The 859-nt window shown below is 44.5% G+C and carries 1 protein-coding gene and 1 pseudogene; both read left to right on the top strand.

The window, feature by feature from the left end; all coding sequences use genetic code 11:
- Nucleotides 1-681: dihydropteroate synthase (folP, locus tag ACP45E_RS12345; RefSeq protein WP_069585054.1), on the top strand; the 681-nt coding region annotated here is incomplete at its 5' end.
- Nucleotides 682-708: 27 nt separating this feature from the next.
- Nucleotides 709-859 (top strand): annotated as a pseudogene (gene glmM / locus ACP45E_RS12340) (phosphoglucosamine mutase); the annotation flags it as partial.

Here is an 859-nt window from a genome sequence, read left to right as displayed (position 1 = left end):
GGGGTGAGCATTATCGACATCGGCGGGGAGTCGACCAGACCAGGTGCTCCTGATGTCTCTCTCGATGAAGAATTGAATCGCGTGATTCCTATCATTCGAGCCATTCGTGAACGTTCAGATGTTTGGATATCCATTGATACAAGCAAAGCCGAAGTTATGGATCAAGCGATCCAGGCCGGAGCCGATATCATCAATGATGTTCGTGCGCTACAAGAGCCTGGTGCATTAGACGTAGCCGCAAAAGCGCAAGTACCGATTTGTTTAATGCACATGCAAGGTCAGCCACGATCGATGCAAAACAACCCCCACTATTCAGATATTATCGAGGATATCAGTGCTTTTCTCACTGAACGTGTGGAAGCGTGTGAAGCGAAAGGGATTGATGCATCTAAAATTATTCTCGATCCTGGCTTTGGATTTGGTAAGACCTTAGAGCATAATTACCACCTGCTTGCACATCTGGATAAATTTCACCAATTAGGCATGCCGATTCTGGCTGGTATGTCTCGCAAGTCAATGATTTTTAGGCTTTTAGATAAAAAGCCTGCTGAATGCATGGTAGCGAGTGTTACCTGTGCAACGATTGCTGCAATAAAAGGTGCACAGATTATACGCGTTCATGATGTTGAAGAGACATTGGAAGCAATGAAAGTTATTACAACCATGAACAACAATCTGTAGCCCAAATCAATTTATAAAGGAATAAAAATGTCAGATAAAAGACGTTATTTCGGCACCGACGGTGTGCGAGGCAAAGTAGGTCAGTACCCAATTACGCCTGACTTTGTATTAAAGCTGGGCTGGGCTGCAGGCCGTGTATTGGCAAAGCAAGGCACAAAAAAAGTCATCATCGGTAAAG

It is taken from the genome of Vibrio genomosp. F10 str. 9ZD137 (genome assembly GCF_049974785.1).
Lineage (GTDB): Bacteria > Pseudomonadota > Gammaproteobacteria > Enterobacterales > Vibrionaceae > Vibrio.
This window is presented reverse-complemented; position numbering and strand designations above follow the sequence as displayed.